The following is a 24,784-nucleotide window of genomic DNA, read 5'->3' as shown; positions in this document are numbered from 1 at the left end:
TAATGTAGTGGTATGTATAATGAAAAAGGCCTGAAATCCCAATGGGTTCAGGCTTCTTTGAAGTATATGGTGTCAAACTCGAGTTATCGTCTAGTTGTTACCCTTTCTGTCTATAGACAAGAAGTAAGACCTCCCTTGAGTGTTTTTGGCATATAACTTGCAAGTGTTTCCGTTCAGGTAGATCAATAGAGGAGGAATGGCTGTGGGTCGATGGAATTGGGTCCAATCGGTGGTTACGAAGCCTATGCCGATTTGGATTGTGGGATGTTCTCTTATGGCATATGGAATCCCGGGGCTGTTTTCGGATTTGCACCGTTATACGGGCCTTGCGCTTGCTTTTATCCTTTTTGCCATGGGGATGTCCCTGAAGACGGATAGCATTTTACGTGTCATCAAGCGCCCCAAAGCGTTATTTGCAGGGGTTTTTCTCAAGTGGACGGTAACCTTGGGCGTTTCTGTTTTCATTGCGGGCCTGGTGTTCGGGGATCAGCCGGACATTGCGGCAGGGATGATTTTAGCGGGAGCAGTGCCGAGCGGAACTTCTGCCAATCTGTATACGTTTATGGCTAATGGAGCAACCGCTTTAAGCATTTCCATGGCTGCGATCGATACGTTTGTTGGTCCGGTGCTTACCCCGGTCATACTGAAAGCAACGGCGGGAAAATGGATTGTGGTGGAGTTTCTTCCTCTGTTCAAGAAAATGGTTTATATCGTGCTCCTGCCAATCCTTGCCGGGCTGGCTGTCCAATGGAAGTGGGGGAAACAGGCGGAAAAGGTCCGGCCTGTCATCCCGTTGTTTTCAGCGCTTTGCTTATTTATTGTCGTGCTGGCCGTCGTATCGCAATCCCAGCCGATCCTTTCGGAAAACAAGGGGCTTTTGCCCTTGATTGCCATTTCGGTCATCTTTCAGGTTTCCGTGCCGATGTTGGCTGGATACGTATTGTCCAAATGGCTCCGGTTCAGGGAAGAGGAATGCCGGGCCATCCTCTTTGAAACGGGGATCTGCAATACGGCGCTTGCGGCCCTATTGGCTATGGATCATATTAGTGCCTCCGCCGCGGTGCCGGCCGTGGCGAATATGGTGGCGAACCTGTCTATTGGAGCCTATGTCGCCGAGAAATTGGGGAAGCGGGTCCCTGAAGGTGACAGTCAGCAGCTCAAGAGCCAAGTGATGTAATTCGTCGCATCATTTATCGATAAGGCTTACAGCCCCAATTTTTTCTTCTTGCGGACAAGCGTAGCTAGGTCGATTTGAAGTGTTTCGGCACACCGTTTCATGGGACGGTAAGTATACAAATAGGAAGCTAACAGTTTTTTTTCATATTCATTCAACATTTCTTTTAAGGAAAGCTTGGCATCGTTGGCCACCCCCATGTCCATATCCTGGAGCACAGGAGCCGGCTTAGCTGGCTTATGCTGGTAAATGCTGGGCGGAAGCAAGGCTTCATGGATATTGTCGTCATCGGATAAAATAACCAGCCGCTCCACGACATTTCTCAGTTCGCGAACGTTTCCGGGCCATGGATAGGTAAGCAGCTGATCGATGACTTGGGGGGAAAATGCTTTTTCCTTGCCATGCTTTTGATTGAACATCTGAAGAAAATGCATAAGGAGTACAAAAATATCCTCCGACCTCTCCCGAAGGGGAGGGACGCTGATCGACAGCACGTTGATCCGGAAGAAAAGATCCTCGCGAAATTGCTTGGCTTGGATCAGCTCTTCCAGGTTCGCGTTCGTGGCTGTAATAATCCGGACATCAATCGGAATCGATTTCGTTCCGCCTACTCTTTGAATCTTCATATCCTGCAAAACCCCAAGCAATTTTACCTGCAAGGAAAGGGGCATCTCCCCGATTTCATCCAAAAATAAGGTTCCCTTATCGGCTACCTCGAAAAGCCCGGCTTTCCCCTGTCGTGCCGCGCCGGTGAAGGCGCCCGGCTCATAACCGAATAATTCGGACTCCAGCAGATTCTCCGGAATGGCCCCGCAGTTAACCTTCACGAAGGGGCCTTTGCCATGCCGGTCACTGATGAAGTGAATATAGTTGGCCAGCACATCTTTTCCCACGCCGGACTCTCCTAAAATGAGGACAGGGGTATAGACAGCCGAAACTTTATGGACAAGGGAAACGATCTTTTCCATGGTTTGACTTCGGTAGATGATTGGATTGCCATCCATGCTCGGCAACTGCATTTCTTGCAGTGTTTTTCTGTAAATCTCGGTCAGGCTGGTCGTTTGGTCAAGCTGACTTTTTAACCGGTTCAGCTCAGTTAAGTCTCTGACATTGCTGATCACATAGAGCAAATTCCCCTCTTCATCCAGGACAGGAGTAGAGGTAACCAAGGCTTCGATCCCTGTAGAATATTGGTTTAGCTTCGTGATCGTCTTCTTGTGGGTGATCGCTTCCTTCGACACGGCTAGCTTGACGAGTCCCTTTTCCATGATTTCATCGACGGTGAATGTATCCAATATATAGGGATCTAGTCCGGATATGCGCAAGTAAGCATTATTGTACCAGATGATTCTTCTATTCGAATCCATTACCGTGATGCCATCATAGGAACTGTCTATTAAATGAGAAAGCAATAATTGGGATTGGTAAAGCTTCTGGATGATTTGAGATTGTTCAATGCTTGTCATGGATATCCCCTTAAAAATTTTCCGTAGATTGACTATATTGTATATTTTGAAGAGTGCATAGGCAAGTATGCGCAAATAATAGAAAGATGGGCATCTTTGCTTATGCAAAAACGCCTATCTTTCTATTGCCCATACTTAATTATCCATATATAAACAATTGGCATGATATTTGCTAAGTATAAATATGCATAGATCATTTAATTTTCTTTAAAATCAGGGAAGATCAAATATTTAAAAAATACTATAGATTTAAAGTAGGCACTATGGTATTATCTTCTTGTGAAACCTCGGTTTCACAATGTGAAACTAAGGAGTCTTACAGAATGGACTACACGATCAAAAGCCTAGTTAAGTCTCTGGAAATCATTGAAGCGCTGGCTGAATCCCCGTCAACCGCGAAAGCGCTTACAGTCTCACTGGGTATGAACAAAAGCACCCTTCACCGGTTTTTGTTTACCCTGGATAAGCAAAATTACATTGAACAAACGGAATCCGGTGAGTACTGCTTGACACAGAAGTTCATTCAGCTGGGGTTATCGGCCCAAAGCCATCTGAAGCTCTCGATCCTGGCCAAACCGTATCTAGCCCAACTGTCAGAGGAAGTTGGCGAAAGCAGCCTGATCGCCTGCTTTCACCATGATGAGGTCTTTTATATGGACAAGGTGGAAAGCCCCCAAGCGCTTCGCATTGTCATGGATGTGGGGAAGCGCGTTCCTTGCTATTGCGTGGCATCAGGTAAAGTATTCCTGGCCCATATGAGCAGGGAGCAGCTGCAGGACTATTTGAATCGAACCCCCCTGCAGGCTAGGACGGGAAATACCATGGTTAACCCATCCCGGTTGAAACAGGACCTCGAGCAAGTGATCCGGCAGGGCTACGCGTTGGATAACGAAGAGTTCGAGCCGGGGCTGCGGGGAGTGGCGGCACCCATCTACGACTATACGGGGAAGGTCATCGCTGCCTTATGCGTATCAGGGGTCTCCAGCAGGCTGGATGAGGTTCGGGTCGACATGATCTCCGAAACATTGCTCCACATGAGCAAAAGTATCTCAAAAAAGATGGGCTATCAAGCTTCATCGGCAATTGGTTGATTTTTTGCCCATGCTTAAACCAAGGCTGAGGGCAGTTAAAAAATAAGAAGAGGGTGGGTTAATTTGAGAAAGCTTAGCAAAGGATTTTTATCTTTGGCCTTATCATTGACATTGGTTGCCGCTGGTTGTTCGTCATCGAATGAAAGCGCTACAAGCAACAATTCAGGTGCAGCGGATTCCAGCCAAACGCAAAGTGCGGATAAGCCAACCGAGAAATATGATTGGAAAATGTCCGTCACCGTTGGAGACACCTCCACATGGTTCCTGGCCGCTCAACAATTTGCCGATGAAGTGAAGCAGAAATCGGATGGCCGGATCAATGTGACGGTGTATCCGAATGAACAGCTTTCCGGTGGGGATTCGGGAAAGGCCATCGAGTTGTTGATCAAGGGATCCACGGATTTAACGTATAACTCTACGATCATTTATTCCATCATGGATGAGCGCCTTGGCGTGGTCAGTGCTCCGTTCATGTTCAAGGATTTGGCGGAAGTTGACCAAGCGATGGCAGGCAAGGGAGGAGAAGCCGTCAAGAAACTGCTTCGGGAGAAGGGCGTAGAGCCTCTGGGCTTTGGGCAAAACGGGTTCCGCCAAGTAACCAATAGCGTTAAGCCGATCCAAAAACCTGAGGATATCCAAGGTTTGAAGATCCGCATTCCCGGCATCAAAATGTATGTGGACTTATGGAAAAAGCTAGGCGCTGATCCAACGAAGATGACGTTCTCCGAAGTCTTCACATCCCTTCAGCAGAAGACCATTGATGGACAGGAGAATCCGATTGACGTCATTCACTCCGCCAAATTGAATGAAGTGCAAAAGTACGCCACATTGTGGAACTACTCCTATGATCCGCTGATTCTTGGCATGAACAAGAAATTGTTTGATTCGCTGCATCCGGAAGACCAAAAAATCGTTCAGGAAGCGGCTGACAATGCCAATGCTTTTCAAATTAAGCTGGCGCGCGAAATGGAAGCGAAGCAGATTGAAGAGCTAAAGAGCAAAGGCATGGAAATCTATGAGCCGACAGCTGAAGAGCTCGCCGCTTTCAAAGAAGCCGTTCAACCGATCTATGAGCAATATGAATCCGTATGGACGAAAGAATTGCTGGATGCTTTCCTGACGAAATAAAAGCCATCTGCGGCAGGTAGAATTCATCGCTACCTGCCTTTTATCTACACGAAATGAAAGAAAGGGGTTAGCAAATCCATGAGCAAGTTCCTGGAGAAGATCGAGTTTGCCATCCTGGCGCTAAGCCTTGCCATCATGAGTACGGTTACCTTTGTGAATGTCATTTCCAGGTATTTTTTAACCTCATCCTTGGCCTTTACGGAAGAGCTGACCGTCAATCTGTTTGTTCTCCTGACCTTCGTCGGCGCATCCGTCGCCATTAGCCGGAAAGGTCACTTAGGGTTTAATTTATTGTTTGATTCCATTCAGACAAATGGAAAGGTGATCCTTACCCTTTTTATCGGACTTATCAGTACCCTTCTTTTTCTCGTCCTTTTCTATTTCGGAATCGATATGATTCTCTTTCAGAAGCAGTTGGGGCAGATTTCACCCGCTTTGGGCTGGCCTCAGTGGGTATTTTCCCTAGGGCTTCCGATCGGCAGTGCCTTCTGTCTCATACGTGCCATTGAAGTCACGAGCCTGGAAGTGAAAACGCTATTGGCCGAAAGGGGGAGACAGGCATGACCGGCATGATGCTTTTTGGACTGTTCATTCTGTTGCTCTTGCTGAATGTCCCGATCGCCGTTTCCCTGGCCGCTGCGGCAGGCATCACGCTGTTTATCAGCTCCGGCTTCGAGTCGCTGTCTCTGCTCACGGACATTATGTATGCCAGCATTGCCAAGTTTACCCTGCTTGCCATTCCTTTCTTCATCTTGGCTGGGGTCATCATGGAGTACGCTGGGATTTCACGGAGACTGATTTACTTTGCTGACGTTTGTGTCGGACATATGAAAGGCGGAATCGCCTTGGTAACGGTATCCACGGCTGTATTCTTTGCGGCCATTTCAGGATCCGGGCCAGCAACGGTAGCTGCTTTAGGATCCATCTTAATCCCTGCCCTTGTCAAAAACGGCTATCCCAAAACCTTATCCGCTGGACTTCTGGCCAGCTCGGGATCGATTGGGATCATTATCCCTCCGAGCATTGCCTTTATCGTGTTTGCTGTTGTGGCGGGAGATCAGATCGCCGTCTCCGTCGGTCGCTTATTCGTAGCCGGCATCGTACCGGGGTTGCTCCTCGGATTGGCGTTCTTTGTCGCTGCCGTCTATGTCATGAACAAAAGGGAAAAGGCGGTTAAGGGGGCAGCGGCCTCCGAAGCGGCGGTCGCCGTGCGGGAAAGAGCCAGCGCGGGGGAAATGCTGAAGGCGTTTGGCGATGCGATTTGGGGTCTGCTCATCCCTTTTATTATTTTAGGCGGGATCTACGGGGGTGTCTTCACTCCAACGGAAGCAGCCGTTTTCGCGGTGTTCTACGGACTGGCAATCGGATTGTTTGTCTATAAGGACCTTAAGTTTAAGGACTTGGTGCCGATTCTAGTCAACTCATCCATCCAAACCGCTGTCGTTATGCTGATCGTCAGCTCAGCCTCTGTCTTCGCCTACATTATAACAACGGAGAATATTGCCAAAGCCATTTCCGACACGCTTCTGTCAATCACGGATAATAAAATTCTGATTTTGTTGCTTGTGAATATTCTCCTTCTCATTGCGGGGGCCTTTATTGATGCGATCTCTGCCTATTATCTCTTTATCCCGATTTTGCTGCCGATCATGCTGCACTTAAATGTCGATCCGACGGTGTTCGCTGTGTTCATGACGGTGAACCTGGCGATTGGGCTGTTTACCCCGCCGGTAGGCGTCAATCTTTACGTGGCATGCGGGCTCGCCGATATTTCGCTGAAGGAAATTTCCAAAGGGGTTATTCCCTTTATCGTCGCGGCTTTAGTTGTGCTGATCCTGCTGACCTATTTCCCGATCTTCTCGACCTGGCTGCCGGATCTCTTAGGGGCATAGGAATTCAAAGAACATAGATGGAAAGGAGTTTTGAATATGTGGAAGATAAGCAATAACCAGAGCTTGAAAGGACAAGTCGCTATCATTACGGGGGCGGCAAGGGGAATCGGCGCCTCCTGCGCACAAGCCTTGGCCCGCAGCGGATGCCATATTGTGATTATCGATATCTTATCCGGCGAAGAAACCGCACAGGCCCTCCAGGCAGAATTTCCTGAAATCAGGGCCCTGGCGATGCAGGTGGATATCCGCAAGAAAGAGGAAGTGCAAAAGGCTGTCGCTGAAACGGTCGATCGCTTCGGGAGAGTCGATATCCTGGTTAATAATGCGGGGACGGCCTCCCGCTTGGGGCTGGAGGAAATCAGTGTGGAAGATTGGCAGCGGGATATGGATACGAACCTCCTCGGGACGTTCTTGTTCACGCAGGCGGTGATCTATCCCCATATGAAGAACCAAGGCTACGGCAAAATCATCAATATTAGTTCGATTTCCGGCATTATTGGGGGAGTGATGTCTTCGCATCCCGGCAGCAAAGAGGGAAGATCCGGCCCGGCTTATGCCGCTTCCAAAGGAGGCATCATTGCCTTGACGAAGTGGGTGGCCAAGGAAGTAGGGGAGTTCGGCATTTACTGCAACAGCATCGCCCCAGGGTCCGTCGTAACCGAACTGACCAAAGGGCTGGAGTATCCTTTAGATCAACAGCCGGTCAAGCGGATGGGGGATCCGGCAGACATTGCCGAGGCCGTCGTATATTTGGCTTCTCCCGCTTCCAATTATGTGACCGGTCAAGTCTTGAAGGTATGCGGGGGGCTGGCCATTGGATAATTTAGCAGGGAAGTTCATCATGATTACCGGAGCTGCAAGAGGGATTGGGCTGAGCCTTGCGCTTGCCGCTGCCAAAAAAGGGGCCAACCTCCTCTTAGTCGATCGTGATGAAGGGGCCTTGGAAGCGGCAAGGCGGGAATGCCTGGAGCTGACCGGGTATGTGAAAAATGTGGTCATGGATATTACCAGCATTCAGGACATGAGGAAGACCGTCGATCAGGTCATTGCAGACACGGATCGGATCGATGTTCTTATCAATAATGCAGGCATTATGCAGACGAAGCCGTTTTTGGAAATCGAGGAAGAGGATTGGGACCGGGTGCTTTCTGTCAATTTAAAAGGGCTGTTCTTTCTTTCCCAAGCGGTCGGCAAGCATATGGTGTCCCGGCGCCAAGGGTCCATCATTCATATTTCTTCGGTCGCCGCCCGCTTTCCCCGGCCGCTGGCCATGCATTATGGGGCATCGAAAAGCGCGGTTCTTAGCTTAACAAAGTCGATGGCGGAATATTTTGGGGAATATGGGGTGCGGGTGAACGCTATCTGTCCCGGAGCGATGGAAACGGAAATGCTTCAGGCCATTGGCCGTGACCGGGCTGAATTATTTGGCGGTTCCGCGGAAAAGGCGATTCTTGACTATGTAGGCCCGATTCCCCTGAAGCGGGTGGGGCAACCGCGGGATGTGGCCGAAGCCGCTTTATTCCTTGCTTCCGATCAGGCGGCTTACATTACCGGCCAAGCGCTCAATGTATGCGGAGGCTTGCAAATGGTCTAGGGAGGGAATCACATGTCGGCTAAAAGGCAATCGGTATATAACCGGGATCAGGGCGTCATTTGGGGAACCTTGGCCAAGGGCCAGGATTTAATGCAAGGGTTGATCGAGGAATGCGAATACCATGGGGTCGATACCGGCATGGTGACCTGCATCGGATCCCTTGAGCAGGCCCATTACGTTTATGGGATCAAAGGCCCGGATGGGCAGCCCGCCTACAGTGATCCCGTAACGATCAAGGGAGTCATGGAAATTCTCCAGGGCACGGGGTTCATCTGCCGCAATCAGGAAGGGAAGCTTGACCTGCATTTCCATGGACTGATCGTTGATCAGGATTGCCATATTCGGGGAGGGCACTTTATCAAGGGAAAGAACATTATCCTGGTTACTTTGGAATATTCGATCCGTGTAGGACAGGAAATTGATGCCGTACGCGCGTACCGACCTGAGTTAGGCTTTCCAACAATTCAATATCAAAGGAAGTGATAAGGGAATGGAAACGATAGCTAGCCTTGCGAGAAAGACGTGCCGCAGCCATGCCGGCAGATCTGCTGTTACGGATGGAAGGATTCAATATACATACGAGGAGCTGCGCCAGCGGGCTGCCCGCTTGTCCCAAGCGCTGCTCGGCCGCGGCTTGCGGAAGGGGGACCGGGTAGCGATCCTGATGTCCAACCGGTTGGAGCATATCGAATTGGACATGGCCATCGCATGGGCGGGGCTGATTAAGGTTCCCCTCAATTACCGCCTGCATCCCAAAGAGCATGAATATATTCTCGGCCATTCGCAATCCAGCCTCTTAATTGCCGAACCTCATCTATTACAAGGGATAGAGACGGGTGTCCCTATTGTTACCACAGAAGAGTACGAGGGTTGGATCTCGGCGTATCCCGATTCCATTCCTGATGTAGAGGTGGACGAAGAGGATACTTTCGCCATTATGTATACATCGGGAACAACCGGAAGGCCCAAAGGGGTCATGCTTACGCATCGCAATTTCATTTCCGGGGCGCTTTCTTTGATTATGGGTTGCGGGCTTTCCCAGCAGGATGTGATCGGGCATGTTGCTCCGCTCACCCACGGGAGCAATTTCCTGGCTCAATGCTCTCTTCTATTGGGGTGCAAGCAAGTGGTTTTCAATAAGTTTGAACCAAAGGATTTTCTTGAGTCCATGGAACAGGAGAAAATCACTACGGTCTTTCTCGTGCCGACGATGGTGAATCTGATGATTCATGAAGAAAGCTTCCGTTTGCGGGATCTCTCTTCCCTTCGGACGATTAACATGGCAGGCGCCCCAATGGCAGCGGAAAAAATCAAGGACGCCTTAGCTTTGCTCGGTCCCAAAATTGTGGAAACGTATGGACAGGTGGAGGCTCCGATGACCATCACCATGATGCCAAGGGATGAACTGGGAAATCGACCGGATTCCTGCGGGGCGATCGGTCCTTTTGTGGATGTGAAGATCGTGGATGATCAAGGGGTTGAATTGCTTGATGGCCAGGTAGGTGAGGTCATTTGCCGGGGATCTCTTGTGATGAAGGGATACTGGAATCAGCCCGAAGCCACAGCCGAAACACTGAAGGACGGATGGCTCCATACGGGAGACTTGGGTTGGCTGGATGCGCAGGGATATCTGCGTATTGTGGACCGCAAGAAGGATGTAATCATCAGCGGAGGAGCGAATGTGTATCCGCGGGAAGTGGAAGAAGTGCTGAATCTTCATCCGGCCGTCAAGGAGACCTGCGTATTTGGCATCCCCGATGAGAAATGGGGAGAGGCTGTGTATGCCCATGTCGTCCTGAAAGAGGGCCAAAAGGTGACAGAGCAGGAGCTGATTGAGCTGTGCAGGGATCACTTGGCTGGATTCAAAAAGCCAAAAGGGATTCTCATCGTGGACCAGCTGCCTAAAAGCTCTTACGGAAAAATCATGCGCAAGGAAATCCGCGCAGAGTATTGGGGGGTATCCTAGTGAGAAAGGTTTCAGTAACAGGCGTTGGCATGACGAAATTCGGCAAGCATGACCGCAGCGTCAAATCGCATGCCGTGGAAGCTTGCCGGGAAGCGTTGAGGGATGCCGGCCAGCCAAAAATCGATGCGATCTTTGTGGGCAATTTCATGGGAGGAAGCTTAGCCGGGCAAGAAATTCTAGGCTCCATGCTGGCCAGTGAGCTGGGATTGGGTGCGATTCCCTCCGCCAAAATGGAAGGCGCCTGCGCTTCCGGAGGGATCGCCTTCCGGCAGGCCTACCAGCTGATCGCTGGCGGAATCTACGATCGCGTCCTGGTAACAGGCGTTGAAAAGATGACGCATGCCGGAACGGAGTTAGCGACTAACGCCATTAACGCGGCGATGGATAATGACTCCAATGAGGGCCCTGCCGGATTGACTTTCCCCGGATTTTTCGGCGTTGTGGCCAATCGCTATTTCCATGAAACCGGTGCAAGCAAAGAGCACTTGGCCATGGTAGCCATGAAAAACCGCAACTATGCGCTGAATAATCCGCGGGCCCAGTTCCAAAAGGCTGCTTCCATGGAGGAAATCATGAACTCCCGGATGATCTGTGATCCGCTCGGATTATTTGATTGCTCGCCTATGACGGACGGCGCTGCTGCGGTCGTTCTTTCGGCAGGTGAGGAGGGTGTCGAGGTTCTTGCCTCCGGCCAGGCCTCGGGTCCGCCGCTCATGCAGGAGATTCCCGAGCTGCTGACGATTTCCGCTACGGTGGAAGCGGCACGCCAAGCGTATGCCCAGGCGGGATTGGGACCGAAGGATATCGATGTGCTGGAGCTTCATGATTGCTTCACCATGACCGAGCTTCTCGCCATTGAAGATCTCGGATTTTTCGAAAAGGGATCAGGCTGGCATGCCGTTGAGCAAGGGCTGACGAAGCACGGCGGGCAGATTCCGGTCAATACGAGCGGCGGTCTCCTTTCCCGCGGTCATCCGATTGGAGCGACCGGCGTGGCGCAAATCATTCAGATTGTCTCCCAGCTAAGAGGAACGGCACCCAACCAAGTGCCGGGGGCCCGTATCGGTATGGCCCAAAATTTGGGCGGCACGGGAGCGTATTCCGTTGTCCACCTTTTTGCCGGAAAGGGGGTTTAGCGCATGGAAATCACGGTATTAGTCTGTCCGGAATGCGGCTATCTAGCCATCCCGCCGAAATACGGATGCTCGAAATGCCCCTCTGATCAGCTGGTCGAAAAGAAGCTGCAAGGCGCAGGGAGCATTTATTCCTACACCACCATTCGCGTGGCAGGCGGTAAGTATGCATCGCAGCTGCCCTATACGGTCGCCCTGGTCGAGTTAGACGAGGGGTTGAGAGTCACGGCACGCTTGGAGGGAGACCAAGCTTCGATCGGCCAACGCGTGAAGCTCAACCGGGTGGAGGAATCGATTTATTGGTTTAAATAGTGGGGTCTGACCGTGCGTCTGAGAAATGGCGTGTCATATAGTGGGTGCGAATCCCACCCAGTAAGATTGAGCCGATCACTGGTAGTTAGCCTTGGAGCATAGACGGTAACGGCTATGTTTAAGCGTAGGCAAACGAGGTAGCGGGCCAAAAGCCAGAGAGCTGAATGGAGATAGAGCCCCGAAATCCCTAATTCGGGAAGGCTGATGTGTTGGTCAGCACAGAAAGCAACATCATGTTCGACGATACAGGCTAGACGAACATGGCTTCCCCGGGGTCGAAGCCCTTGGCACGTTACACATTGCTATGACACGGCAACTCGGGAGATCCTATGCGCTCTTCACACAGAGGAAGTATGGCTACCCAAGCGATACAAAGCAAGGATGCCAAACAGCGGTAGGAAGTCGGATCATCGCATAGTACCTGTGAAGTGGGGTAATGCCCACGGAGGGAAGGCGTATGACGCGTTACCGCCCTTGTTGAGGAAACATTTCACACACACAGAGGTGTACAACAAATGGAAACGAAATTGGCAAGGATAGCAGAAGTCGCTAGAACGAAACCAAACGGAAAGGAAAACCCCGGGTCAAACGGAAGACGAGCAAGAAGAAGTTCAAAGCAAGTCTACTGAAATGCAAGGAATGGGTCCGAGATCATCGGAATTTACACATCCATGAACTAATGGACAAAATTCGTAGAAAACTCAACGGGTACTACCGATTCTATGGAATCACGGATAACGGACCGATGATGGATAAATTCTATGAGGAAACCAGAAACATCCTATATAAATGGTTGAATCGTAGGAGCCAGCGTAAGAGCTTTGATTGGAATAAATTCCTGCTGTTCTTACGCAAGTTCCCATTACCTAGACCTAGAGTTTTCGTAAACATCTTTGATCTCCCACACAATCTAGTAACTGACTGTAAATGGTAATGACGAGGAGCCGTGTGCGTTAATTGCGCATGCACGGTTCTGTGAGGGTTGCAGGTCGAGAGACCTGCTTCTACTCGACCCTATAGAAATTTTCCCTGCAACATTGATACCTTTAGCGCCTGCGTTTATAGCCGCATCATAGAAGTAACCTCCAATGCCCGGATATTCATAAATGATATCTACTTGCGGCAACGATTCAATCTTAGATATGTCAAACATGGATTGGGTAGTATGTGTCTTTAAAGGCCATAATGGAATTGAATTCGTTTTCCTGCAGAAACTTCAATAAATCTTTATTTCAAAATAAAAAAATGAGGCAAAAAAAGGCACCCGGTAATTACGTCAGCCTTTTCGGGAAGTTCCGGACACCTGAGATAAAATGTAAAACCAGGACTTTAGCTTGTTCCGTTTTCAAGGAAAAGGTATGTTGGATCCCACGAGTGCCATGATTTGCTGTCCGTACGTATCACCAGCCAGTAATGCTTCCTGCAGACTTGAATACTTGGCTTTGTCGTATCCCGGGTAAGCCTATTTTCCGGATAGATCTTCCCAGTTTGGAGCGCTTCCCCGTGTGACTAAATGAAAACGGGGATCTGCCTGCTTCTCTCCTTGCGGAAGGGGATTGGCAGTAGCATAGGCAAACAGATGCTGCATTTGGGCGGTTATTCCTTCTTCCATGGTGGAAAAAGAATGCCCAGGCACCCCACCGGTGGCTCCGATTCCGGCAAAATTATTCTGTTCCGGTTTCACGTCCCCGCCAAATAAAAACCAATTCGTCTCATGGATGGATTGGCAGAAGGCAATATCCCCCCGTACGCCGTATTTCGCTGAGATTTCAAGAAAATAATAGGTGATCATAGTATTGAAATGGGGGTTCACCGCCTGCACAAAATCAATCATTTGCTTTAAAGCGGCCTTATTTTTTCCCATAATAGGGTGCTTAGCGATAGGTACCGGATCTGTTTTGGGCTTTTCGCGAATCTTGAGAACCTGCCCAGTCATAAATGGTATTCGATGTTAAACCGTTTAATTGCTTGATTTGGTCCACGGTTACTCCAAACTTCTGGGAAATACGCCACAGCGTGTCCCCCTTCAGTACGGTGTAGGTTTCAAATGAATCATGGGCCGCCACTTTGATCACCCTCTATCCTAGTTTTTCTATTAATATATGCAATTCTAAAACTTTGTGATTGTATTCCTGTATTAATAGTTAAAATTCAAGGTTCCTGCCTTCACAGCCGGTAAAAGCTTGGAAGAGTTCCGTCAACGGTGAAATAACGGCATAAAGAAGCTTATCCTTGCTAGATGTATTTTGTTTTTTTGGCTTAATGGGTTTAACGATAAGGACATCGAAAGGGAATAAATCTTTCTTTTTTCTTTCTTTATTTATTTTCTGAGGCATTATATTCTTATCATTTTTGCTTTTAAATCTTTATAGGCAAAAATAAAAACCAATGTCAGTTGGTTCATCATTCTTTCTCTATCAGTTTTTGAATTTCAAAATTAAACGGCTCTGCACCCTTTAATACTTCTTCCGCCAAATCTTTTTCGAAGAAAACCTCACTATTATAATCGGCATCTGATAGATAATCCATATCATTTAGCAGAATATGGGGTAACCCGTTTTGAAGGCTTTTTCTAAAACCATTGACGAGACAACAGGAAATGATTATTACGCAAGGAAAGGCAAGTCATGTGCTAGCACCATTAGTCAGTTGGGGCTGTAGGGCTGTAGGGCTGTAGCTCAGTTGGGAAAATGTTCGGTCACGCTAAAGCTACGCTTTAGCTCAGCAAAGGGGTCAGTCCCTAACTCTGCTAAAGTGAAAAGGATAAGACGACATTATATTGTACAACGTTCCGAGGATTATTTAAGGTAAAAACTTTTAGGGAATGTCGATGATATTACATCCCCCTGCCTCTTTGAGTCTATAATGAAAACACTTAGTGGTGGGTCCGGGAGGTACATATGGTGGTCCAAAACCAATGCAAAATTCAGACCATTTGTAAAGCACTCCTTCTTCACATCCTTGCCAGTAACACCTAAACAGGAATTTTCCTTCATATTTAATCCAATCGAAGGTATAGCAACAGACTTCTACATCTTTTTCCTTCTTACAAGGATAAGGGAATATCCATTTCCAGCATATAGTCCAATAACTAATTCGTTTTTTTTCACAAATTCCCAAGCAAGGTCCTCCTTCATGTTGTTTCTTAACATCCCAAATTATTGTAATCATAGCTAAGCTAGAATGTGACGCAACGATTTCACATCGTCTGGATTATCCATTGGTATTTTTTATTTCTAACAAAATTAAATCAAAATTTGATTTGGTCCTGTAATGTTTGTGCAGAAGTAAAAAGCCCAGAAGCTCCAGCGACGTTTAAAGAAAGCTCGTTTTCCTTACCTAAAGGATATAGAGACCTTTGACGTTAGTTTTCAACCATCCATTGATCCTAAGCGGATACAGGATTTAATTCAACATGAGTTCCTACGGCATGGAGAAAATCTTATCTTCATTGGACCTCCTGGTGTAGGCAAAACTCATTTAGCCGTAGCTATTGCTAACGAAATATGAAGAAAGGATATACGTGCTTGTTCTTCACCACACATGAATGGATGCAGCAAGTAAGAAAAGCTCAGGAAAAGAATACCCTCTATCGTTGGATGAAACGCTGGTCACGTGTAGACCTTCTTGTTGTCGATGAATTTGGCTATGAACCGTTTGATGAAGACACATCTAATTTGTTCTTTCAGCTCATAGCTTAACGATACGAAAAAGGCAGTACGATCCTTACGTCTAACCGATCCTACGCTGATTGGGGAGAGGTCTTGGGCAATCCTGTCATAGCCACAGCTATTCTTGATCGACTCCTGCACCATAGGACTGCTTTTCAAATACAAGGAGATTCTTACCGGCTTAAAGAAAGCGACTAAAATGTTCATTTTTAAAGTGGCCAGATTGTTCAACTATATTTCGGCCTTGACATTTCTAATGAGTTTTCCATGTTTTTAGAAAATTTTCCACCCTTGTGAGCAAGTACCAGGAAACAAAAATGGGGAAACCCAGATTGCCGATCAGTGGGATCAGGTCCAACAGAGCCGCGCGATTTGCCCCCGTTTTCAACGGTTACGAATTCCTGATCTTATCCTTGTTTAGATGAAGATCAGGCTTTTTTTTTGTTTTAGAGCTTCATTTAATTCCCTGCTCCTTTAAGATAATTTGAGGAAGGGATTTCATGCTTAGGGAGTTCATTGCCTTTTCTATTTACTTTTTTTAAAAACTACTTCACATTTTGGTGAGCCTCGAAAAGCAGCACGAACGGAGTGAAGGAGAGGCCTCCATCTGTCGCGTCTGCTCCTATCCCTGGCGCCTTCACCCCTTCCATCACTGAATAGGCATGAGTTTGAAATGTTGAAGCATCGGTGAATAACCATACTTTCTTGAAAAGGGTACATATGCTGTATGAGGCTATCGCATGAAAAAAGGAGAGCATGACTATGACCCAAAGAGGAAAATACATGAATATTAAGGTAATGGGACGTGATCCATCCATTCTTTCCTCATTGCCTGAAACGAAAATATTTACAAGCAAAAACTTCGACGAGATGATGGATCAATATGGAACGGTTATTCTTAAACCTAATTCCGGGGGTGGTGGAGCAGGGGTCATGAAGGTGTCCCGCTTATCCGGGGGAGAATATTTGATTCATAGAGGGACTGTTAAGAAAGTCCTATCAAGTAAAGAGGGTGCGCTTGGTTATTTAATACGGAATACATCATCCAGAACATATATCGTTCAGCAGTACATTCCAATGTCAACGATAAATGGCCGCCCGTTTGACTTGCGCGTTATGGTGCAGAGGAAAAAAGAAGTCCCGTGGATCATCACCGGAAAACTTGCTAAGGTGGCCGGACCCCATCACATTATTACGAATGTGGCCAGAAGCAAAGGCTACGTCCTTTCGGCTACGAGCGCTTTAACCAAAACATTTTCAAATGAAAAAGCCGAATCCATTCTAAAGAAGTTGGATGAAATCTGCTTGCGTGCTGCAAAACAGCTGGAAGAAGCCTACGGATTCAAAACGATCGGCTTCGATATGGCCATTGACAAAGAAGGGAATCCGTGGGTACTTGAATCCAATTCAAAGCCGGCGATTTCTTTCTTTAGGAAATTGAACGACAAGAGCTATTATCGCAATATGTTGAAGATGGCTCCATCTAAAGATTTTGGTAAACATTTTACATCCATGTAAAGGAAAAAAAGATATCCATGAAGCTGAAACGCTAAAGGCCTGATCCCATCCATATCGGATGAAGGATCAGGCCTTTTTCTGTTTTTCGGGTTTCCGCCACTCTATGTTTCCTTCCACCCATGGATCGCTTTGGTCATCTCGGCGATCGAGGCGGTCAAGTTATCCATCTTGTTTTCCACCCTTGTGAGCAAGTACCAGGAAACAAAAATGGGGAAACCCAGATTGCCGATCAGCGGGATCAGGTCCAACTGTTCCATGGGTTTCCCTCCTTTAGGTTTTTGATGAGTGCCTGTCACCTGTCGAATGTGCCAGGCACCTATTAATTATTCTTCTACGCTAAAGTCAGTGACGGTCCGTTCAGTAATTCCGGCATCCTTAATGGATGCGATGTCGAACAAACCGCCGATGGCTACAACAGCTTCCATTTGAGTTTTCACGGTTGCGGATGTGAGATCTGCTTTGGGAGCCGGGACGTCTAACTTTAAGGTTTTGCCGTCCATCTTGTTGAAGTACAGGGAGATCACGGATTCATTGAGTTCACGAGGCATGAGGTACACCTCCTTTCATTAGGGGATCAAAGCGAGGAACGGTCTGGGGATTCGACACGAATCGGGGGGTGACAGGCACTATCCTAAAACTTCGATGATCTCTTGATCCGTGGAGAGGATGACTTGATCGAGAGGCCATTCGGATAAGGCTGCCATGGCTTGTCCGAACGCGTGGGCGTTTTCTAGGGTGGCGTTGGCGGCATTGACGTTCTTGTAGATGCGGCTCTTGCGGATCGCCTTGCCATCAGGGCTCATTCCGCTGATGAAGACGAGCTTGATTTCTTTGACGTCTTTGGTCATTAGCATGGGGTTCACCTCCTTTCTTTGATACTTTTATTCTATCATCTTTCTTTTCTTTTGTAAACAATAAATTGATATTTTTGTTTATTTTTGAGTACAAGGTTATTTTTTCGGTATCCCTGTTAAATTCACCTTAAAATCCAGCTCATCCCATTCGATGGTATAACCTAAAGCTTCTGCTACTTTTCGGATCGGCACATAGGTGGTTCCTTTATCGATGTAGCCCATGGCAATGGGACTTCCATTTCGGCAGATGGAGACTTGACGGTGGGGGGATTCGAGGTCTTTCATCAGGCGGGACCAAGGGAAGAGAGGGCCGGGGCAGTTGGGTTTATTGACGGAGTCGATTTCATAATGCCCAATAATGTACTCACGGGTTAGGGGGATGTTCCAGCGGCTGGCGATCTGCCGGATGAGCCAGAGGCCGGCTTGATATTGGGCTTCATCAATGGCTCCTCCACGGTCTTTTCCTTCGAATTCAATAGTGACGGTATAGCGGTTGGGGTTGCTGCCACGAAGGAGGATTTGTTTGGCTGAGGGTTTCAAGATCCGTCCATTGGTCCAGGCACCATCCGTTTCGCGGACATATTGGTGGATCTCTCCTTTCTTGCCTATTCCGTAGTGACTGCTAACCTTGCTGTTGGGGTGTTGGAAGTGGGCCAGGGTTCCTGATAGTGACCCGGCCATCGTATGGAGCACGATGAGCGCAGCAGCGTGCCTGTCACCACCCGGGTTTTGTCGAACGTTAGGCGTAAAGTGAGGACTGGGTTTCCATTCAATTTTAAACATGGACGGTACGCTCCTTTTTAAACTGATGATAGAAATGGGTGGCTGCGTTAAGACGGTACGGGGGAAGGAATTGCTTCCATAGCTGGAATAAGTGCAGATCATGTATTTGTAACATGATCATTCCGATTCTGGATTTCATAATCAAGGCCTGCTTATACTCGACCATCATGAAGAGGTCGGTATCGAAGGATAGGTCAGTCAGGATTTCGCCGGTTTGGGCATCGACAAGGATGGCGATAGGACCGGTGTGAGCGAGGTGAAAGGGAGCGGATATCTGTTCGGAGTCGCCATGATTACGTGTAAAGGTCCCGGCGTGGTAATAGCACATCGTGTCTTCCAACTGGGCGATATGTGGCCAAGTCGTTTGCTCGGAATCCGGTGTCAAGAGTTCAAGGACCATCAGATTCACAAGTAGGGTGTCCCAGGGTTCGTTAGTTGTGTACACTGCTTCTGTCAAAATAGGCATTATTTCGTTTCCTCCTTGGTTAATAGGCTTGTGCCTATGTTGAATGTGTTCAAAGCAATCATCATGAAAGAATCCGACGCCCAATGGTGGTGCGGAATAAAGTCTTCCATTGAGATAATCAGCAATAGTCAGGGAGCAATAAAGGCAAACGCGGGTTCCGAAGGATGAAGGCCGCTTATTTTTCATCATATCTGTCATCCGAGTCGGTTGATTTTTTCCAGCAGGCCATCGGCGATGGCTTGGTCTTCTGGACAAAGTTTCTCTGTAGGACCAGGAGGTTCATGAATCTGTCTCCATACCCATGGCGGAACATCATGAGGCCTTTCCGGCAGAGAAGCGGGTGGAGAGGATGGTCGGTGATAGGCTGGATGATTCCACTCATTCATTAAGGCTTTATAAAGATATTTGCCGAAGTTTTCTATGTCATGACAATAGGGCACGCAGGTTCTGGCTTTATGTAGAAAGCCTTCATCGGTATATTGCGGGTGGTTCTTGCATCTTCGGTAGGTGTCCTCAATCGATCTTTTTCGCAGGAGAAGTTCGGGGTTCGCGTGAATGGCTTGGGCGAGAGGGGATGGAAGAGGGTCAACCGGAATTTCCATGGAGGAAGGAGGTGCAGAAGGCTCGTCTATAGGGCTGGATAGAGAGTCAGAGTCCATTGGGATCTCTTCTGGAGGGATGGGCTTGTCCTCTATCGGGAGATCACTCTGTCTTTGGCTGGAATGGCTTCTTTCCTCATCGGAAAGAGCATTCTCTTTTGCGGATGTGGTACAAGAGTTGAAGTCTCGATCATAGTCTCGAATTTGAGTTAACGGTTCGCGGGCTTTGTCCGGCTGATTCTGCGGATAGAGCAGGATTTTCAGAGAAAATTGATTGGTGCCTGGGATTTTTTCTAGTTCAATTAGCCCGAAGTTCCATAAAGGCCGCAAAATTTGGTTATAGAACGTGGAGTTTCCTACTTTGAGCCGTTTAATCAGTTGGATGAATGAGTAAGGTAGAACAGCAGGGAGGTCGGATGGGGTTGCATCCTTCCAGGTATGGAAGCTCATCCAGGCCAAAAAGGCCTTTTCACCTATTTTGGGGAGCCAATCGGTGATGGCAACAGAATAAAGAGGAAAGTCGGGGGTGGTTGAAAGCGTGGACATAAAAACCTCCTAATTATGAATTTTTAGGGGAGTTTGTTGGATTTGGATGCCAACTCTTGAGCCAATTGTACGAGGCGGCGTAAGTCGTCTATACTTTTGATTTGGTTGGTGGAGTAATCGAGCTGCTCGAGGATAACTCTTCGATCCTGGTGAGGAAACCATTGATCGGGTAATAGGTTCTCAATTTTAGCATCCAAGGCATCCGCGATCTTTTTCAGCCAAAAAACATTATCGGTCCCATTGAGCTCCATTGTTCGTAGATATCGTTCGCTAGAATCTATTTTTTCAGCAAGCTTCTTTTGAGTTAGGCCCCGTTTGGTCCTCAATTCTCTTATTTTCTCTCCAATTAGCTCAATCTCATCCATATCAACGCCTCCTACTTTTTAACAATATTCAAATAGAAGAACGTTTGGAAGGATCATAGTGATCCTATTTATGTGAAAGATTGAACAATATTGAAGAGGGGTGTACTGAAGGAGGAGAAGGGAAGAAGCTATTAATGGATTAGTAATGAATCTATATCTTTTATTTTTTAAGATCTTAAAGAGATTTAAAGATTTAATAATAATAAAGACTCTCCTGGCAGGGGAAAGGCAAGAGGTGTCCTGGAGAGGGAGAGGTGTTTTTGAAGGAGTATCCTTTACCGGGAGATGGGCGGAGCTGGATTTGTTCTGGAAGGTATATAAAGAAAAGGGGAAGGGCTTGATATAGGAGCCTTCCTGGGGCAGGAGAGAAACCTATCCTCCTAAAGGAGAGGGTTATCTTGATTGAGGAATAAGGATGTTAAAGTATTCTTTCTCCTGGAATAGGAAACATAGGGTATCCTGCGTTGGGAGATGGAGGATAAGACCACATCTACCTTACCGGCAATGATCTGTCCAGTGAGCTTAATGAGGATCTATAGGGATTCTAGACGTTCCTCCTGAGTGGGGAGAAGGTAAATGATAAGGAAATGGGATGATCCCAGAACGGGAGAGTGTGCCTAGCAAGGGTACCTACTCCGCATCTTTTAGCAGGATTATAGTCCTAATTGATAGAATATCTTGGTAAAAGTTGAGAGGAGAATGGAACATGAAAAAGAAATTATTTATCGGGGTGGCTTTAGCTCTTTCTTTAATAGGAGGGTCTGTTTATGCTGCAACTGGGAATTTATTTAAAGGTTTTCCAATCGTCAATGTTCATTTAGATGGAGAAGCAGTACATGGCGATGTGCCGGCGATTAGTTTGGATGGGCGAACGTTGGTTCCTGTCAGATTGATTTCTGAAGCTTTAGGTGCAGATGTTTCTTGGGATCAAAGCACAAGTACAGTAAACATTACTCAAAATAACACAGTTGCTTATTTCCAGGCCTATGCGAAAGTTATTACAGACGAATTAGATAACTATGGCATTGAACTTTCATCTTTCAATGTAAATGTTGATGCCGAGGGTCCCTATCTCAGCGCTACATATCACATTACTAATTCTGCAGATTTAAAGAAAGACCTGGCAATGATTGCAGGGGTTAGCAGCGCAATGGAAAATCCTGAAACGGATGAATTTTATATATGGCTTGAATCTGATACGGAATCAATGGGACACGTAATAATAAGCTTAGATGTAACTAGACAATTCATAGGGAATGAACAAGATTTAGAGGATTTTGTAAAAACATGGAATATAGAGGGCGTAAAGGGAGATGTATTGAAATAATTTAGGAAGACAGGGTGGGGATTAGTGCCTGTCACCACCCGATTTGTGTCGAAAAAGTACTAGTCGTTTTAAACCAATCATTAAGTGAATTTAGAAGATCTAAAGAATAGAAAGGAGCCATGCATGGGACGAAAACCGAGAATATGGCATCCCGGTGTCGCCTATCACGTAACCGGAAGAGGAAATCAAAGAGCTAAACTGTTTAAGGATGACCTGGACTATGAAGTGTTCTTGAGCATTATGAGCCTCGCCAATCAAAAGACGCCCTTTCAACTCTATGCCTACTGCTTAATGCCTAACCATTATCACTTACTGCTCTCCACAGAAGATCATCCCATATCCCAGGTGATGGCCCGGATCAACAAAGGCTTCGCGAACTACTTTAATAATCGATACGGTGTATCTGGACATGTGTTTGAAAAAAGATTTTATAGCCATCCCGTAACAGAAGGCTACGGTTTAGCTTATGTCAGCCGCTATATTCATAACAACCCCGTCGTTGCCCAACTAACCGAATCCCCAGCAGCATACCCCTGGAGCAGCTACCCTCAATATCTCACCGACCTAAGAAAAACATCCATATGCCCCGTCAACGTAGTAAGAATCCTAAAACTCTACCAAGGCAAAGCACAAGAAAAAAGGCAACACTACCGACGCTTTGTCGAAGAGTAGTGTGCTCTGAGATGATAAATTATATTTATTCCGTTAACGGGCCGAATAGTTTAATGATGTTTTTTTCAACAGTTAAAAATAGCTCTAATGGGTAGTTTTTAATTTATAGGAATCAGTGTAGTCTATTAAAGGAGTTTATCCTAGTAATGAGAGGTTGCAAACAATATGGTTAGGAAATGGCTCTTTTTTCTCCTTTTTTTGTTCGTTATTATTCAGGAAGGAGTTTTTGCTCATGCGTTGCTTGAACGAGCCATTCCAGCGCCGGACAGCCAGCTTTCCTCTTCTCCTTCTGATATTACCCTTACTTTCAATGAGCGTTTAGAGAGAGAATTATTTTATATTAAGGTATTTAATAGCCAAGGGCGTCCAGTGATGGAAAATCCAACAGAAATGAGCCAGAATCAAAAGGAATTGCACCTGTCGCTTCCCACTTTAGAGGATGACGTTTATACCGTCACCTATAGTGTGATATCGGCAGACGGGCATCCGATCCGGGGTTCGTATGTTATCAGCGTAGGAAAAGCTCCTATCTCCGAAAAAACGGATCAAGCTGACCACGTTCATGGTGAGCATGAAGCATCGACCCAAATCGGGATCTTTGGAATCCGCATTTTTTATTTTTTTAGTCTTCTGTTGATCTCCGGATGGATCGCTTGGGGACATTTTCTTCCCATCGAATCAATAGAACTCCAAAAAATTTACCTAGAATGGACGAGTTACCTTCAAAAGGTCTACCTTTTCACGCTTTTGGCGATGATCTTCGTTCAACTGGGGGATTTGTTGACAGATTGGGGTTTCAATGAAATCACAGCTCTCTTGTTTAAAACTTCAACGGGACTTTCGCTGACCCTCTCTCTTTTTCTTTCGATTTTAGGATTTTTTATCTTGCGACGGAAGAAATGGGTGGATGCGGTATGGGTGATTATGCTGCTGACAGCGAAAAGCATCAGTGGGCATGCGATAGCATTTGAACCCCCCATGCGAACGGTTCTTTTGGACATGGTTCATTTATTGGCAGCATCGATATGGACAGGCGGGCTATGCTATCTTCTTCTTTTTTGGAAGGGTCACCGTGAACCCATCATGCGCTTTTTACCGTTATTTTCAAAAGCAGCGCTGGCAAGCATAACCGTATTAGCGATTACTGGCACACTTTCTACTTTGATCTTTTTACCTAAACTTAGCTATATATTTGAAACAACGTGGGGCATATTGCTTTTGGCGAAAGTATTCTTGGTAGGTTTGGTCATCATGGTTGGGGCGATCCTCCGCCAGGGGATAAAGAAAAAATCTATAGATCAGATCAACATCGGATTAAAAGTGGACGTTGGTTTAATGACTTTGATTGTTATCATTGTCGGGGTTTTTACCTATCTAAGCCCCCTTCCACCCAATCAGCCGTTGTATTGGCATGATAGGAGCAAATCGGTGCCTAGGATCACAACCCAAATCACGCCTAATGTCCCCGGAGTGAATCATTTTAGCGTAGATGTATCGTTAACCAAACCCGAACTCAAAATCAAGCAGGTAGAGCTTTCCTTGACGTATCAAGACGATCCCGAAATTGCGCCGATTAAGGTTCCGTTGAAAGCTGAATTACCCGGCGAACATCATTTTGTCAGCGATGGACCCTACCTGCCGTTCGCGGGGAGTTGGACAGCAGAAGTGAGGGTTATGGATTCCGAGGATAATGAAACAGTGTATACCAAAGACTTTACAATCTATTAAAATATAAGCTCTAATAAGAAAGGCTGGTTTTATCATGAAAAAAAAGACAAGTGTAATTTGCTCTTCTGTGTTAGCTATTTCGATGTTTGCAGGGATTGCTAGTGCTCATGTGACGGTTCAACCTAAAGAAACCACTCAAGGGAAGTATGAAGTGTTTACTGTTCGAGTTCCTTCCGAAAAAGAAAATTCCCGTAAAGGGAGATGTATTGGGAATAGTGCCTGTCACCACCCGGATTTTGTCGAGGGATAGCTATGCTCTATTTCATCAAATTTAGTTTTTTAACGAATCAAGCCATTTCGCTGATTGGTGATGGGCTTTTGTGATCGTCTTGGAGCAAAATTTCTTTTATTGGATGACCGGAGTTTTTGATGGTCTTTGTTTAGGGTAAATACATTCTCTAATTTGAAATATCGATCCAGGCTTAAAACATAAGTGTGTATCCTACTCAGTAACAATCCAAATGCACTGGTATAAAGAGTAAGGCTAATTAGATTCATA

At 46.8% G+C, this 24,784-nt stretch carries 29 protein-coding genes and 2 pseudogenes; 19 read left to right on the top strand and 12 right to left on the bottom strand.

Annotation, left to right across the window (positions count from 1 at the left end; all coding sequences use genetic code 11):
• Window positions 1-202: 202 nt before the first annotated feature.
• Window positions 203-1,177, top strand: coding sequence for a bile acid:sodium symporter family protein (locus ABLT31_RS36165; protein ID WP_367760545.1), 975 nt, complete (start codon window positions 203-205; stop codon window positions 1,175-1,177).
• Window positions 1,178-1,203: 26 nt separating this feature from the next.
• On the opposite strand, the gene ABLT31_RS36160 is transcribed toward ABLT31_RS36165, so the two are convergent.
• Entirely contained in the window at window positions 1,204-2,640 is a 1,437-nt protein-coding gene (locus ABLT31_RS36160; RefSeq protein ID WP_367760544.1) for a sigma-54 interaction domain-containing protein, read from the bottom strand.
• Window positions 2,641-2,963: 323 nt separating this feature from the next.
• Here ABLT31_RS36160 and ABLT31_RS36155 point away from each other — a divergent pair, with 323 nt between their 5' ends.
• The 11 genes from ABLT31_RS36155 to ABLT31_RS36105 all read left to right on the top strand — a co-directional run bounded on the left by ABLT31_RS36155 (window position 2,964) and on the right by ABLT31_RS36105 (window position 12,690).
• Window positions 2,964-3,731 carry an IclR family transcriptional regulator gene (locus tag ABLT31_RS36155; protein ID WP_367760543.1) on the top strand — a complete coding sequence of 256 codons (768 nt, stop codon included), beginning with the start codon at window positions 2,964-2,966 and terminating at the stop codon, window positions 3,729-3,731.
• Window positions 3,732-3,794: 63 nt separating this feature from the next.
• Entirely contained in the window at window positions 3,795-4,859 is a 1,065-nt protein-coding gene (locus ABLT31_RS36150) for a DctP family TRAP transporter solute-binding subunit (protein ID WP_367760542.1), read from the top strand.
• A gap of 78 nt (window positions 4,860-4,937) precedes the next feature.
• On the top strand, window positions 4,938-5,423 hold the full coding sequence (locus tag ABLT31_RS36145; RefSeq protein WP_367760541.1) for a TRAP transporter small permease: 486 nt from the start codon (window positions 4,938-4,940) through the stop codon (window positions 5,421-5,423).
• Window positions 5,420-6,751 (top strand): TRAP transporter large permease, encoded by a 1,332-nt coding sequence (locus ABLT31_RS36140; protein ID WP_367760540.1) that lies wholly within the window; start codon window positions 5,420-5,422, stop codon window positions 6,749-6,751. The genes ABLT31_RS36145 and ABLT31_RS36140 overlap by 4 nt, the downstream gene beginning before the upstream one ends.
• A gap of 36 nt (window positions 6,752-6,787) precedes the next feature.
• A complete protein-coding gene (locus ABLT31_RS36135) occupies window positions 6,788-7,573 on the top strand; it encodes an SDR family NAD(P)-dependent oxidoreductase (RefSeq protein WP_367760538.1) in 786 nt (261 codons plus the stop codon).
• Window positions 7,566-8,345 carry an SDR family NAD(P)-dependent oxidoreductase gene (locus ABLT31_RS36130; protein WP_367760537.1) on the top strand — a complete coding sequence of 260 codons (780 nt, stop codon included), beginning with the start codon at window positions 7,566-7,568 and terminating at the stop codon, window positions 8,343-8,345. Before ABLT31_RS36135 ends, ABLT31_RS36130 begins: the two co-directional genes overlap by 8 nt.
• A 12-nt stretch (window positions 8,346-8,357) precedes the next feature.
• On the top strand, window positions 8,358-8,828 hold the full coding sequence (locus ABLT31_RS36125; RefSeq protein WP_367760535.1) for a PPC domain-containing DNA-binding protein: 471 nt from the start codon (window positions 8,358-8,360) through the stop codon (window positions 8,826-8,828).
• Window positions 8,829-8,835: 7 nt separating this feature from the next.
• A complete protein-coding gene (locus ABLT31_RS36120; RefSeq protein WP_367760533.1) occupies window positions 8,836-10,311 on the top strand; it encodes a class I adenylate-forming enzyme family protein in 1,476 nt (491 codons plus the stop codon).
• A complete protein-coding gene (locus tag ABLT31_RS36115) occupies window positions 10,311-11,447 on the top strand; it encodes a thiolase C-terminal domain-containing protein (protein WP_367760532.1) in 1,137 nt (378 codons plus the stop codon). The genes ABLT31_RS36120 and ABLT31_RS36115 overlap by 1 nt, the downstream gene beginning before the upstream one ends.
• A gap of 3 nt (window positions 11,448-11,450) precedes the next feature.
• On the top strand, window positions 11,451-11,756 hold the full coding sequence (locus ABLT31_RS36110) for a Zn-ribbon domain-containing OB-fold protein (RefSeq protein WP_367760530.1): 306 nt from the start codon (window positions 11,451-11,453) through the stop codon (window positions 11,754-11,756).
• A 679-nt stretch (window positions 11,757-12,435) separates the two neighbouring features.
• Entirely contained in the window at window positions 12,436-12,690 is a 255-nt protein-coding gene (locus ABLT31_RS36105; RefSeq protein ID WP_367760528.1) for a hypothetical protein, read from the top strand.
• Window positions 12,691-13,218: 528 nt separating this feature from the next.
• Here ABLT31_RS36105 and ABLT31_RS36095 read toward each other — a convergent pair.
• Both ABLT31_RS36095 and ABLT31_RS36090 read right to left on the bottom strand, forming a co-directional pair.
• Window positions 13,219-13,620 carry a glucosaminidase domain-containing protein gene (locus ABLT31_RS36095; protein WP_367760527.1) on the bottom strand — a complete coding sequence of 134 codons (402 nt, stop codon included), beginning with the start codon at window positions 13,618-13,620 and terminating at the stop codon, window positions 13,219-13,221.
• Window positions 13,621-13,630: 10 nt separating this feature from the next.
• Window positions 13,631-13,831, bottom strand: coding sequence for a LysM peptidoglycan-binding domain-containing protein (locus ABLT31_RS36090; protein ID WP_367760526.1), 201 nt, complete (start codon window positions 13,829-13,831; stop codon window positions 13,631-13,633).
• Window positions 13,832-15,065: 1,234 nt separating this feature from the next.
• Here ABLT31_RS36090 and ABLT31_RS36085 point away from each other — a divergent pair.
• Window positions 15,066-15,266: pseudogene (locus ABLT31_RS36085) on the top strand (ATP-binding protein); the annotation flags it as partial.
• Window positions 15,263-15,625: pseudogene (locus ABLT31_RS36080) on the top strand (ATP-binding protein). The pseudogenes ABLT31_RS36085 and ABLT31_RS36080, both read left to right, overlap by 4 nt.
• A 55-nt stretch (window positions 15,626-15,680) precedes the next feature.
• Here the strand turns inward: ABLT31_RS36080 and ABLT31_RS36075 are convergent.
• Window positions 15,681-15,785, bottom strand: coding sequence for a YvrJ family protein (locus tag ABLT31_RS36075; RefSeq protein ID WP_367760547.1), 105 nt, complete (start codon window positions 15,783-15,785; stop codon window positions 15,681-15,683).
• 187 nt (window positions 15,786-15,972) lie between these two features.
• Window positions 15,973-16,212 (bottom strand): hypothetical protein, encoded by a 240-nt coding sequence (locus ABLT31_RS36070; protein ID WP_367760525.1) that lies wholly within the window; start codon window positions 16,210-16,212, stop codon window positions 15,973-15,975.
• Between ABLT31_RS36070 and ABLT31_RS36065 the strand changes: the two genes are divergently transcribed.
• Entirely contained in the window at window positions 16,211-16,945 is a 735-nt protein-coding gene (locus tag ABLT31_RS36065) for a YheC/YheD family protein (protein WP_367760524.1), read from the top strand. The genes ABLT31_RS36070 and ABLT31_RS36065 overlap by 2 nt on opposite strands.
• A 101-nt stretch (window positions 16,946-17,046) precedes the next feature.
• Here the strand turns inward: ABLT31_RS36065 and ABLT31_RS36060 are convergent, their stop codons facing one another.
• From ABLT31_RS36060 to ABLT31_RS36030, 7 genes are all read right to left on the bottom strand, one after another.
• Window positions 17,047-17,202, bottom strand: a complete 156-nt coding sequence (locus ABLT31_RS36060; protein WP_367760522.1) for a YvrJ family protein — start codon at window positions 17,200-17,202, stop codon at window positions 17,047-17,049.
• A gap of 66 nt (window positions 17,203-17,268) precedes the next feature.
• Window positions 17,269-17,493: a DUF2922 domain-containing protein gene (locus ABLT31_RS36055; protein ID WP_367760520.1), complete on the bottom strand. Its 225-nt coding sequence runs from the start codon at window positions 17,491-17,493 to the stop codon at window positions 17,269-17,271.
• Window positions 17,494-17,571: 78 nt separating this feature from the next.
• Window positions 17,572-17,799: a DUF1659 domain-containing protein gene (locus ABLT31_RS36050; protein ID WP_367760517.1), complete on the bottom strand. Its 228-nt coding sequence runs from the start codon at window positions 17,797-17,799 to the stop codon at window positions 17,572-17,574.
• Between the two features lie 96 nt (window positions 17,800-17,895).
• Window positions 17,896-18,582, bottom strand: coding sequence for an N-acetylmuramoyl-L-alanine amidase (locus tag ABLT31_RS36045; protein WP_367760516.1), 687 nt, complete (start codon window positions 18,580-18,582; stop codon window positions 17,896-17,898).
• Window positions 18,575-19,237 carry a hypothetical protein gene (locus ABLT31_RS36040; protein ID WP_367760514.1) on the bottom strand — a complete coding sequence of 221 codons (663 nt, stop codon included), beginning with the start codon at window positions 19,235-19,237 and terminating at the stop codon, window positions 18,575-18,577. The genes ABLT31_RS36045 and ABLT31_RS36040 overlap by 8 nt, the downstream gene beginning before the upstream one ends.
• 5 nt (window positions 19,238-19,242) lie before the next feature.
• The gene (locus ABLT31_RS36035; RefSeq protein ID WP_367760513.1) at window positions 19,243-20,193 is read right to left on the bottom strand and encodes a hypothetical protein; all 951 of its coding nucleotides are present in this window, start codon (window positions 20,191-20,193) and stop codon (window positions 19,243-19,245) included.
• 23 nt (window positions 20,194-20,216) lie between these two features.
• A complete protein-coding gene (locus ABLT31_RS36030) occupies window positions 20,217-20,558 on the bottom strand; it encodes a helix-turn-helix domain-containing protein (RefSeq protein WP_367760511.1) in 342 nt (113 codons plus the stop codon).
• Window positions 20,559-21,264: 706 nt separating this feature from the next.
• On the opposite strand from ABLT31_RS36030, the gene ABLT31_RS36025 reads away from it, so the two are divergent.
• From ABLT31_RS36025 to ABLT31_RS36010, 4 genes are all read left to right on the top strand, one after another.
• Window positions 21,265-21,885 (top strand): copper amine oxidase N-terminal domain-containing protein, encoded by a 621-nt coding sequence (locus ABLT31_RS36025; protein ID WP_367760509.1) that lies wholly within the window; start codon window positions 21,265-21,267, stop codon window positions 21,883-21,885.
• A gap of 123 nt (window positions 21,886-22,008) precedes the next feature.
• The gene (locus ABLT31_RS36020; protein ID WP_367760507.1) at window positions 22,009-22,557 is read left to right on the top strand and encodes an REP-associated tyrosine transposase; all 549 of its coding nucleotides are present in this window, start codon (window positions 22,009-22,011) and stop codon (window positions 22,555-22,557) included.
• A 198-nt stretch (window positions 22,558-22,755) separates the two neighbouring features.
• Window positions 22,756-24,285, top strand: coding sequence for a copper resistance CopC/CopD family protein (locus ABLT31_RS36015; RefSeq protein ID WP_367760505.1), 1,530 nt, complete (start codon window positions 22,756-22,758; stop codon window positions 24,283-24,285).
• Window positions 24,286-24,319: 34 nt separating this feature from the next.
• Entirely contained in the window at window positions 24,320-24,535 is a 216-nt protein-coding gene (locus ABLT31_RS36010; RefSeq protein ID WP_367760502.1) for a hypothetical protein, read from the top strand.
• The last annotated feature ends 249 nt before the right edge of the window (window positions 24,536-24,784 follow it).

This window comes from Ammoniphilus soli (assembly GCF_040813775.1).
The sequence above is the reverse complement of the archived record's forward strand: the minus strand, read 5'-3'. Positions and strand labels throughout refer to the sequence as shown.

Coding starts and splice junctions, on each gene's coding strand:
- ABLT31_RS36040 (WP_367760514.1), bottom strand. CDS start 19,237: ATGATGAAAAATAAGCGGCCTTCATCCTTCGGAACCCGCGTTTGCCTT.
- ABLT31_RS36120 (WP_367760533.1), top strand. CDS start 8,836: ATGGAAACGATAGCTAGCCTTGCGAGAAAGACGTGCCGCAGCCATGCC.
- ABLT31_RS36155 (WP_367760543.1), top strand. CDS start 2,964: ATGGACTACACGATCAAAAGCCTAGTTAAGTCTCTGGAAATCATTGAA.
- ABLT31_RS36105 (WP_367760528.1), top strand. CDS start 12,436: ATGGACAAAATTCGTAGAAAACTCAACGGGTACTACCGATTCTATGGA.
- ABLT31_RS36110 (WP_367760530.1), top strand. CDS start 11,451: ATGGAAATCACGGTATTAGTCTGTCCGGAATGCGGCTATCTAGCCATC.
- ABLT31_RS36050 (WP_367760517.1), bottom strand. CDS start 17,799: ATGCTAATGACCAAAGACGTCAAAGAAATCAAGCTCGTCTTCATCAGC.
- ABLT31_RS36055 (WP_367760520.1), bottom strand. CDS start 17,493: ATGCCTCGTGAACTCAATGAATCCGTGATCTCCCTGTACTTCAACAAG.
- ABLT31_RS36060 (WP_367760522.1), bottom strand. CDS start 17,202: ATGGAACAGTTGGACCTGATCCCGCTGATCGGCAATCTGGGTTTCCCC.
- ABLT31_RS36045 (WP_367760516.1), bottom strand. CDS start 18,582: ATGTTTAAAATTGAATGGAAACCCAGTCCTCACTTTACGCCTAACGTT.
- ABLT31_RS36095 (WP_367760527.1), bottom strand. CDS start 13,620: ATGGGAAAAAATAAGGCCGCTTTAAAGCAAATGATTGATTTTGTGCAG.
- ABLT31_RS36035 (WP_367760513.1), bottom strand. CDS start 20,193: ATGTCCACGCTTTCAACCACCCCCGACTTTCCTCTTTATTCTGTTGCC.
- ABLT31_RS36140 (WP_367760540.1), top strand. CDS start 5,420: ATGACCGGCATGATGCTTTTTGGACTGTTCATTCTGTTGCTCTTGCTG.
- ABLT31_RS36020 (WP_367760507.1), top strand. CDS start 22,009: ATGGGACGAAAACCGAGAATATGGCATCCCGGTGTCGCCTATCACGTA.
- ABLT31_RS36025 (WP_367760509.1), top strand. CDS start 21,265: ATGAAAAAGAAATTATTTATCGGGGTGGCTTTAGCTCTTTCTTTAATA.
- ABLT31_RS36125 (WP_367760535.1), top strand. CDS start 8,358: ATGTCGGCTAAAAGGCAATCGGTATATAACCGGGATCAGGGCGTCATT.
- ABLT31_RS36030 (WP_367760511.1), bottom strand. CDS start 20,558: ATGGATGAGATTGAGCTAATTGGAGAGAAAATAAGAGAATTGAGGACC.
- ABLT31_RS36065 (WP_367760524.1), top strand. CDS start 16,211: ATGAATATTAAGGTAATGGGACGTGATCCATCCATTCTTTCCTCATTG.
- ABLT31_RS36160 (WP_367760544.1), bottom strand. CDS start 2,640: ATGACAAGCATTGAACAATCTCAAATCATCCAGAAGCTTTACCAATCC.
- ABLT31_RS36070 (WP_367760525.1), bottom strand. CDS start 16,212: ATGTATTTTCCTCTTTGGGTCATAGTCATGCTCTCCTTTTTTCATGCG.
- ABLT31_RS36010 (WP_367760502.1), top strand. CDS start 24,320: ATGAAAAAAAAGACAAGTGTAATTTGCTCTTCTGTGTTAGCTATTTCG.
- ABLT31_RS36135 (WP_367760538.1), top strand. CDS start 6,788: ATGTGGAAGATAAGCAATAACCAGAGCTTGAAAGGACAAGTCGCTATC.
- ABLT31_RS36145 (WP_367760541.1), top strand. CDS start 4,938: ATGAGCAAGTTCCTGGAGAAGATCGAGTTTGCCATCCTGGCGCTAAGC.